Annotated in this window: 4 protein-coding genes; all 4 read right to left on the bottom strand. The window is 36.3% G+C overall.

The genetic code is table 11. The features are described 5' to 3' along the window. On the bottom strand, positions 1–5,446 hold a 5,446-nt coding region (locus E0F98_RS15815), incomplete at its 3' end, for a beta strand repeat-containing protein (protein ID WP_132113222.1). 1,191 nt (positions 5,447–6,637) lie between these two features. Beyond that, entirely contained in the window at positions 6,638–8,575 is a 1,938-nt protein-coding gene (locus E0F98_RS15810) for an OmpA family protein (protein ID WP_132113219.1), read from the bottom strand. Positions 8,576–8,586: 11 nt separating this feature from the next. Further along, entirely contained in the window at positions 8,587–9,495 is a 909-nt protein-coding gene (locus E0F98_RS15805) for a PorP/SprF family type IX secretion system membrane protein (RefSeq protein WP_132113216.1), read from the bottom strand. 88 nt (positions 9,496–9,583) lie between these two features. Then, positions 9,584–11,074 (bottom strand): T9SS type B sorting domain-containing protein (locus tag E0F98_RS15800; protein WP_132113213.1); only part of this gene is annotated, 1,491 nt, incomplete at its 5' end.

Here is an 11,074-nt window from a genome sequence, read left to right as displayed (position 1 = left end):
ATCCGTTTTCCCCTACAGTAATGTCATTTGTTTTCGCAATGCTAATACTTGCATCGGTACAAATAGTAATCACATCCGGGATATTGTTATTTGATTGTGCCGTTACACTTGACGCATCAGGAGTAGCCGCATTAACAGAAGCTTGGTTGGTGATTCTACCATTGTCAATATCGGTCTGATTCACAGCGTATGTTGCAGTGTAAACCCAAGTTTCGGTAACTTCTAGAATGCTATTGTTATTGGTATCTCCACTTATCAATGCGATAGCAGATAAGCCAATATGATTATCAACTACATTCACATTATTCAAACTCACATTACCAGAATTTTTCACAGTAAAGGTATAGGTCACTAGATCTCCAACAACAAGTGTTGCACATCCGTTTTCCCCTACAGTAATGTCATTTGTTTTCGCAATGCTAATACTTGCATCGGTACAAATAGTAATCACATCCGGGATATTGTTATTTGATTGTGCCGTTACACTTGACGCATCAGGAGTAGCCGCATTAACAGAAGCTTGGTTGGTGATTCTACCATTGTCAATATCGGTCTGATTCACAGCGTATGTTGCAGTGTAAACCCAAGTTTCGGTAACTTCTAGAATGCTATTGTTATTGGTATCTCCACTTATCAATGCGATAGCAGATAAACCAATATGATTATCAACTACATTCACATTATTCAAACTCACATTACCAGAATTTTTCACAGTAAATGTATAAGTTACCACATCTCCAACAACAAGTGTTGCACATCCGTTTTCTCCTATAGTAATGTCATTTGATTTAATAATGGTAATATCTGGATTTTGGCATAACCTTGTTACTGAACTAGAAGAACCCATAACATCATTCCCTAAAACTTTACCGTTTACAGTTGCGTTGTTGGTAACATTTCCTGTGTTAATGTCATTTTGTGATATTGGATAAATTGCCGTATATATCCAAGTTTCAGTACCCTCTAATGTGTTATTTCCATTATCACCACTTGTATAGATTATTGGCACAATAGGATTAGAAGAATCTAATAAGTCATCAGTAATTCTAATATCAGTAATAGGTGCAGTACCTGGATTCGTCACAGTAAAAGTATAGGTTATGGTATCTTCTGAGCTTGTACAATTTCCAGTGCTGTTTAGTTTCGATTCTTTTAATAAAACTATATCACATTTATTTACTGTTACAGAAAACGTTTTAGTATTACTTACGCAGCCGTTAGCATTTTTTACGGTAATTGTACCTGTGTAAGTGCCTGCAGCTGTGCCAGCGGGAATTATTAATGATATTGGGCTGGTTAACAAAGTTACATTTGTAACTGCAGCAAAATTATTTGAGGGAATAGCATCCCAAACAATGCTATACATAGTGGGTGTTCCAGATGTCGCATTATATGTTAGTGGTGTGCTCTGTACATTTTCACTGAAACAAACTGACGCTGCATTGGCTGCTGTTGCTATTGTTGGAAGCGCATTATTTCTAATAATTATATCATCAGTTGAACTACAGTTTCCGTTATTTTCCGTCCAACGCAGTGTTATATTCATATCTGATGGTACCGAAGTTACCGTCGACGTTGCAGAACTTGGAGTAGTAATTACGGCTGTACCAGATGCACCAACAAAAGTCCAAGCTCCAGTACCTACAGTAGGAACAGCTGCCAAGGTGAACATTGGATTGTTACATTTAGTTTGGTCAGCTCCTGCAGCAGCGATTGACTGAGCGTTATTTCGAATAACAACATCATCAGTTGAACTACAGTTTCCGTTAGTTTCTGTCCAACGCAGCGTGATATTCATATCTGTTGGTACCGAAGTTACCGTCGAAGTTGCAGAAGTAGGAGTAGTAATTACGGCTGTACCAGATGCACCAACAAAAGACCAAGCTCCAGTACCTACAGTAGGAACAGCCGCCAAAGTGAACATTGGATTGTTACATTTAGTTTGATCAGCTCCTGCAGCAGCGATTGATTGGGCATTATTTCGAATAACAACATCATCAGTCGAGCTACAGTTTCCGTTAGTTTCTGTCCAACGCAGCGTGATATTCATATCTGTTGGTACCGAAGTTAACGTCGACGTTGCAGAAGTAGGAGTAGTAATTACGGCTGTACCAGATGCACCGACAAAAGTCCAAGCTCCACTACCTACAGTAGGAACAGCCGCCAAAGTGAACATTGGATTGTTACATTTAGTTTGGTCAGCTCCTGCAGCAGCGATTGATTGGGCATTATTTCGAATAACAACATCATCAGTTGAACTACAGTTTCCGTTAGTTTCTGTCCAACGCAGCGTGATATTCATATCTGATGGTACCGAAGTTACCGTCGACGTTGCAGAAGTTGGAGTAGTAATTACGGCTGTACCAGATGCACCAACAAAAGACCAAGCTCCACTACCTACAGTAGGAACAGCCGCCAAAGTGAACATTGGATTGTTACATTTAGTTTGGTCAGCTCCTGCAGCAGCGATTGATTGGGCATTATTTCTAATAATTATATCATCAGTTGAACTACAGTTTCCGTTAGTTTCCGTCCAACGCAGTGTAATAGTCATATCTGATGGTACCGAAGTTACTGTAGAGTTTGCAGAAGTTGGAGTAGTAATTACGGCTGTACTAGATGCACCAACAAAGGTCCAAGCTCCTGTACCTACAGTAGGAACAGCTGCCAAAGTGAACATTGGATTGTTACATTTAGTTTGGTCAGCTCCTGCAGCAGCGATTGATTGGGCATTATTTCGAATAACAACATCATCAGTTGAACTACAGTTTCCGTTAGTTTCTGTCCAACGCAGTGTTATATTTATATCTGTTGGTACCGAATTTACCGTCGACGTTGCAGAATTAGGAGTAGTAATTACGGCTGTACCAGATGCACCAACAAAAGACCAAGCTCCAGTACCTACAGTAGGAACAGCCGCCAAAGTGAACATTGGATTGTTACATTTAGTTTGGTCAGCTCCTGCAGCAGCGATTGATTGTGCATTATTTCTAATAACCACATCATCAGTCGAGCTACAGTTTCCGTTAGTTTCTGTCCAACGCAGTGTAATATTCATATCTGTTGGTACCGAAGTTACCGTCGAAGTTGCAGAAGTAGGAGTAGTAATTACGGCTGTACCAGATGCACCGACAAAAGTCCAAGCTCCACTACCTACAGTAGGAACAGCTGCCAAAGTGAACATTGGATTGTTACATTTAGTTTGGTCAGCTCCTGCAGCAGCGATTGATTGTGCATTATTTCTAATAACAACATCATCAGTTGAACTACAGTTTCCGTTAGTTTCTGTCCAACGCAGTGTAATATTCATATCTGTTGGTACCGAAGTTACCGTCGAAGTTGCAGAAGTAGGAGTAGTAATTACGGCAGTACCAGATGCACCGACAAAAGTCCAAGCACCAGTACCTACAGTAGGAACAGCCGCCAAAGTAAACATTGGATTGTTACATTTAGTTTGGTCAGGTCCTGCAGCAGCGATTGATTGTGCATTATTTCTAATAACCACATCATCAGTCGAGCTACAGTTTCCGTTAGTTTCTGTCCAACGTAGTGTAATATTCATATCTGTTGGTACCGAAGTTACCGTCGAAGTTGCAGAAGTAGGAGTAGTAATTATTGCAGTACCAGATGCACCGACAAAAGTCCAAGCACCAGTACCTACAGTAGGAACAGCCGCCAAAGTGAACATTGGATTGTTACATTTAGTTTGATCAGCTCCTGCAGCAGCGATTGATTGGGCATTATTTCGAATAACCACATCATCAGTTGAACTACAGTTTCCGTTAGTTTCTGTCCAACGCAGTGTTATATTCATATCTGATGGTACCGAAGTTACCGTCGAAGTTGCAGAAGTAGGAGTAGTAATTATTGCAGTACCAGATGCACCGACAAAAGTCCAAGCACCAGTACCTACAGTAGGAACTGCCGCCAAAGTGAACATTGAACTATTACATTTAGTTTGGTCAGCTCCTGCAGCAGCGATTGATTGTGTATTATTTCTAATAACCACATCATCAGTCGAGCTACAGTTTCCGTTAGTTTCTGTCCAACGCAGTGTTATATTCAGATCTGTTGGTACCGAAGTTACCGTCGAAGTTGCAGAAGTTGGAGTAGTAATTACGGCTGTACCAGATGCACCAACAAAAGTCCAAGCTCCACTACCTACAGTAGGAACAGCCGCCAAAGTAAACATTGGATTATTACATTTAGTTTGGTCAGCTCCTGCAGCAGCGATTGACTGAGCGTTATTTCGAATAACAACATCATCAGTTGAACTACAGTTTCCGTTAGTTTCTGTCCAACGCAACGTGATATTCATATCTGTTGGTACCGAAGTTACCGTCGACGTTGCAGAAGTAGGAGTAGTAATTACGGCTGTACCAGATGCACCAACAAAAGACCAAGCTCCAGTACCAGACGTAGGAACGGCCGCCAAAGTGAATATTGGATTATTACATTTAGTTTGATCAGGTCCTGCATTGGCTATAGGTGATGGCGTAACCGTAATTGTAGCATCGCTTGTTTCAATGCCATTTCCACCACATAAACCAGAATTTGAAAATACGGCTCTATATTTAGTAGTTAGGTTTAAATTAGTTGCAGTATAAGTAGAAGTAGTGTTAGTTAAATCAGATTGCCAAGCTCCACCATTAACACTATATTCCCATCTAATAATTGAAGATCCAGATGTAAGACCGCTAACCGTTAAGATTGTACTATTTGTTCCTGAACAAACAGTTGTACTTGGTCCTACAGACCCTTTTAATGGAATTCCAAATGTTAAAGGTGTGTCAATACATCGACTAGAACTAGCAGAGTTACCACTAACCGATGCTAATTTGGTAATATTAATTACACCAGGGTTGTTCGCGGTACAGATATTTAAATTAATACTTCCAAAAGGAATATTAAATTCTAAAAAAGTGGCTCCACTACCATTACAAGCAGTACCTCCGCTATGAGCTTCAAGTCCAGTAGGGAGTGGGAGAGGAAATGGTGTTAAGGTACTTCCGGCTCCCGAATATACTTTGAATGTAGAGGCATTCGAATTAATTTCTAGGATAATCTCAGCACCGGCAACAGTTAAAGCACCTCCAAAATTGTCTGAGGTTAATCCAGTTAAGGGATTGTTATCTGTATCTAAATATAGTCGAAATAGTGCCGAACCTCCATTACCAATATTCATTCCTAACTTCAATACTTGATTATTTGTATCGACTTTAGCTCGAATCGTTCCAATTTGACATGTAGAAGAAGGGGAAGAACTTACTATAGTATTAAAAAAGACTCCAGTTGCATATTCATCGCCTGGAAGACCTGGTCCAGGACAATAATTTCCATCTGTTCCACTTTCTTGACCGTAACCACTTGTTATGCTGATAAACAATAAAAGTAAAGCAAATAGTATGGTTTGTTTCAGTTTTTGATTGAGTAAATTTGATTTCATGTTGATTTTTTTTTTAAATCGTTAGAAAGTAATAAGATTTTGGAGCATCAAATGCAGAATAATTAGCACTTGTATTTAGAATTATAAGCAGTTTATGTAAAGTAATTTCCGTTTAAATAAGGATTCCTATTTTAATTTATGACTTAAAAAACAAGTTGTTTTAATTTCAGCTTTTTACAGAATAAAAAGCCATGAGAATTAATTGGATTTTATGTAAAATCAGTTTCTTTGCTATTGTCCTTCACTTAATTATTAGAACAAAATCTAGATTACTACTTGCGTTTTTTAAGGAATGTAAATTTTCTTTTTTGGGGTTAAAGAAATTTAATGACGTAGGCGATTATTCCTTTTTTTAATTTTTATATAATTTGAAAAACGTAATTTTTTAATAAATAAGAAGCCCAAATGGGGACTCGTTTTTAAAGGATGAAAAATTTCTTTTTTTGGGGTTAAAGAATTTTTCTATCGTAGGAAATACTCCTTTTTATATTTAGTTAAATAATGAATTTTTCAACTGTGAATTAAGAATTGACTCTTATTTTTTTTGAATTTAAAAATTTTCTTAATAAAAGTCATTGATCATTGGGTGCTTTTTTATTTTAATGGAACTGTGCTATTCATGGTATTTCGTTTCTCAATAATTTTTGGATCTTTAAAAAGATTTATTTATCCAAAACTTCAATTTCAAATATATTTATTTTGTACCCTCTGCGTAAAAAAAATATTTTTTTTATTAAGATTTTTTATATGATATATAAGAATCGTTTTTCGATGATTACCAGAAATAGAATCTTTAAATCTATACCTAAAGTTAGGAATAATAAGTGATAAAATGCTTTTTTATCTGCATACAGCCTAAATACTCGTTGAAATGTATTTTCAATTAGTACATATTTTAAAAAATTAATCATCACTCTATTTATTAAGATTTTATTGATGAGATGATTAACTAAAAATACGTTATTGCAAATGATACGGGAATGCAGTTTTATGTTTTTTTATAAAAATAAGGGGATATATTCTTAAAAAATTTAAAGACTGAACATGCCTTAATTTTTTATTTTAATACCGATTTAAGATGAAAATCAGTAAGGATTTAGTGATTTTTTATAATGAATAAAATAAAAAAACCTCGAAAAGATTTTCTTTTCGAGGTTAGTATTTGTTGTTTAAAAACTATCAGTATTTAATTTATAGCTCCATAATAATAAATTCACTTCTTCTGTTTAGTTGATGTTCTTCTTCGCTACATTCAACACCATCAGCACATTTATTTATGAGTTGGTTTTCTCCATATCCTTTAGCCGTTAAGCGACTTTTATCAACTCCATTATTTATCAACCATCCGATAGTTGATTGTGCTCTGCTATCTGATAAAGACTCATTATATTTGAATGTTCCACGACTGTCAGTATGGGAGCGAATATCAAGTTTCATTTTTGGATACTGATTTAGAACATCTAATATTTTTTCTAGATCTAAAGCGGCTTCTTGTCGGATATCTGATTTGTCAAAGTCAAAATAGATCATTTTAATACCAAAACATTTACCAAGATCGTCACCAACGGTCACCTTACATTTAGAACTTTCTAGGGCTATATCTAGATTTGTTTTACCTTCTTTGTCGCCTATAGTCACGCTTTGTTCCTTGGTGGTGTAGTCTTCTTTTTCGGCTCTTACATTATAAGTTTTTCCACATTCTACTGAAAAAGTGTACATTCCTTTTTCATCAGAATTAACTGTTCCCATTGGATTATACTTATTGTCAAACAGACTGACTTTTGCCCCTGGAATAATTTTGCTTGTGGCTAAATCCGTCACTTTTCCATACAATTCTTGTTCGCAAATGAGTTTCTTAGTTTCCAGAAATTTATAAATGTCATCATAGCCTTGTCCGCCATCTCTGTTTGACGATAAAAAACCTCTTCTTGATTTGGTATCAATCCAATACCCGAAATCATCCTTAGGAGAGTTAGCATCCATACCTACATTTTGGACTTTTCCAAAAGTTCCGTCTGCATTTATTTTCGAAACAAAAATATCTAGTCCGCCCAGACCTGGATGGCCATCAGAGGCAAAATAAATTTCGTTGTCATCATTTACAAATGGAAACGTTTCTCTTCCTTCAGTATTAATTGGGCGGCCTAAATTTACAGGCGTGCCAAAAGTTCCATCCTCATTTATTTGGACTTTAAATATGTCCGAAAGGCCTATAGTTCCCGGCATATCAGAAACAAAATACATTGTTTTTTCATCTGGACTTAAAATAGGGTGAGCTGTACTGTAATTATCACTATCAAAAGGAAGTCCAGTAATATTTACCCATTTGTCATTCTCTAAACTGGCTTTATATATTTTAACTAATGTATTGTTTTTACTGTCTTTTCCTCTTTTCCCATCAAGATAGTTATTTCTTGTAAAATAGATGGTTTTTCCATCTTTAGTAAAGACAGGAGTAGATTCGTTAAATTTAGAATTAACGGATTTATCAAACTTAGCAGGACTTCCCAAGCTTAATTCGTCACCAACATCAGACACATACAATTTTGTGAATGATTGACCGGTCCAAGTATGTTTTCTTTGGCCTAAACTCCCGGTATCTCTAGCTGAAGCAAACACGATCTTATTGTCATACATAGTAGTTCCGTAATCAGAATAGGGAGAGTTTATTCCTGCGTTTTCAACGTTATATCGGCCAGAATTAGCTTTAATAGCATCCATATAGTTTTCGTTCTTCGCAAAAAGTTCTCCTCTAGAGTCGTTTCCGGACATTTTATCAAATTTTTCCATAATTTGATTCGCTTTCTCATTTTCACCAATGGAACGTAGAGATTGTGCATAGCGATAGTAGTAGGCTGGCTCCACCTCACTAGTCATGGCAAATAATTCACCGTACCATTGTGCTGCTGCTTCGAGTTTCCCATTGAAGTAATAAGCATTTCCCAATTTTTGGAACATATCAGCCGATTTATAACCTTTTTCTGCAACTCTTTCATAGGTTTTTATGGCATCTACAAAAGCGTAGTTGTCATATTTTTTATCAGCAGTGGCTACTCTGGCTTTTTGTGAATAAATGTTTAATGAAAAAACACTTATTATAGTTATGTAAAAGAGTATGTTATTTTTCATAATAATTGTTTTTAGAAGAATCGTTGGGTTGTGATTTTATCATTCTTTTTGAATAATTCATAGCGTAAGAAAATTTCATGTGAGCCAGAATTGTAATTGTTTAATTTGGTAGTTTCAAGATCATATCCATATCCTATATACATCGCATCTGAAATTTGAAATCCTGCCATTGCAGTAACCGCCGCACTCCATCTATAGGCAACTCCAAGTACGAATTTATTGTTAAACATAAAGTTTCCTGAAACATCTACTTGTAGTGGTGCTCCTTTAACCATTTTAGTTAACAAAGCAGGTTTGAATTTTATAGCGCTATTTAAATCAAGAATATAACCTGCTATTAAATAGTAATTTATTTTTTCTTTAAAAATAGCCACTTCATTGTCATCGTAGCGATTTGACTCTATAAAATTTGGTATTGAAATACCTACATATGCCTTGTCTGAATGTAAATAAACTCCAGCTCCAATATTAGGCGAAAATTTATTATTATAGTCATGCAAACTAGGATCGTCATCAACGGGATTTAGACGTGTAACATCTAAATCAAATAGGTTAGCAGTTGCTTTAATTCCAAAAGAAAATTTAACTTTTTCAGATGTCGGGACAGTATAGGATAGATCTGCAGAAATAGTGTTTTCGTGCGTAGGACCTATTTTATCGTTGATAATTGATACCCCAAGGCCCAACCTGCTATTGTTCAAAGGGGTATTTACTGAAACTGCATTTGTAACTGGCGCACCATCTAATCCTACCCATTGCGTACGATGTAACGCAAAGACACTTAGAACTCCTCTTGATCCAGCATAAGCTGGATTGATATTTATTGTGTTGTACATGTATTGTGTAAATTGCGCATCTTGTTGAGCAAAACTTACCAAAGCAGTAAACATCAAAACGAAAGAAAATAGTTTTGTTTTCATAGTAGATATTTTATCATTCGAAAATTAGGGCTTTTCATAAAATTTTAGTTAAACCTTAGGGTATTAAACCCTAAGGTTGTTTTTTTCATTATTTAGTAAGGTATAAATATCCAGCTTTTTTGCTGACTTGACTTTGACCATTACCGTCAACAAAAGTATAATTCAACATATAATAGTACGTTCCAGTAGGCAAACCTGATGATTGGTCTATAGTAGTTCTTCCACGAGAGGTACCATTAAATGCATTAGTAGTATTATTATATCCTTTAGTTTCAAAAACGAGAACTCCCCATCGGTTGTAGATTTCAACTGTGTTTTCTGGATAACAGCTTGTATTATCAATATTGTCAATGATAAACAATTCGTTTATTCCATCACCATTTGGAGAGAATGCGTTATGAACGGTTACAAGCCCACATGGTAATACGATCGATTTTTCGACTACTACTGTGTCTGAGTTACTAACATTTATATTATTTGGCGTTAATCCTGTTGCCGATGCAATATTTATTACAGAATCACTATTTAGATCACTTTGGGTTACTGTATACACCTCAGTAAATACTTTAGAAGTACCAACTGCTAAACTTTCAATAGTAGTATTTAGATTCGTTAATGGGTCTGTTACAATAACTTGACGTAGATCAACATTACCAGTGTTTCGTATTTCAATGGTATAGGTTATGACTTCTCCTAAAGTGTCATAATTAGATTTGTCAGCAGTTTTGATCACTTCAAGTGAGCATGAATTTATGGTAAGAATAACCGCTGTTCTTGTTGAACTAGAGCAAGTACCGTTAGAGCTTTGTGCATAATAGGTTTTAGTTCCTGCTCCAACTTGTGTTGGAGTTGTAACTATATTCCCGGCAGTTGCTGCGTCATACCAAGTTATGGTTCCTCCTGTAGCAGTTGCCGTAAGAGTTTGTGTATTTGTTCCATCCGAACATATAGTTTGATTACCACCTGAGACTGGCGCTTGTATTGGTGGCGTTACTGTCAATACCAATTCTTGGTTAGCAGTACATCCGTCATTGGTTACTAAATACGTTCCACTTTCCGTATAAGCAGTTCCATTTACAGTCCAAGTATAAGTTTCACCAGAACAGATTGTCACTGGAGTAGATACTTTAGTTGGTTTAGGAGTTACTGTCAATACCAATTCTTGGTTAGCAGTACATCCGTCATTGGTTACTAAATACGTTCCACTTTCAGTATAAGCAGTTCCATTTACAGTCCAAGTATAAGTTTCACCAGAACAGATTGTCACTGGAGTAGATACTTTAGTTGGTTTAGGAGTTACWGTCAATACCAATTCTTGGTTAGCAGTACATCCGTCATTGGTTACTAAATACGTTCCACTTTCCGTATAAGCAGTTCCATTTACAGTCCAAGTATAAGTTTCACCAGAACAGATTGTCACTGGAGTAGATACTTTAGTTGGTTTAGGAGTTACTGTCAATACCAATTCTTGGTTAGCAGTACATCCGTCATTGGTTACTAAATACGTTCCACTTTCCGTATAAGCAGTTCCATTTACAGTCCAAGTATAAGTCTCACCAGAACAGATTGTCACTGGAGT

The organism is Flavobacterium hiemivividum (assembly GCF_004349145.1).
In the GTDB taxonomy this organism is placed as follows: Bacteria; Bacteroidota; Bacteroidia; order Flavobacteriales; family Flavobacteriaceae; genus Flavobacterium; species Flavobacterium hiemivividum.
Note: the sequence above shows the minus strand (reverse complement) of the source record. Positions and strands in the feature narration are given on the sequence as shown.

What these genes read in the sequence shown, in the direction of transcription:
- E0F98_RS15810 (WP_132113219.1), bottom strand. Translation starts at nt 8,575, where the DNA reads ATGAAAAATAACATACTCTTTTACATAACTATAATAAGTGTTTTTTCA.
- E0F98_RS15805 (WP_132113216.1), bottom strand. Translation starts at nt 9,495, where the DNA reads ATGAAAACAAAACTATTTTCTTTCGTTTTGATGTTTACTGCTTTGGTA.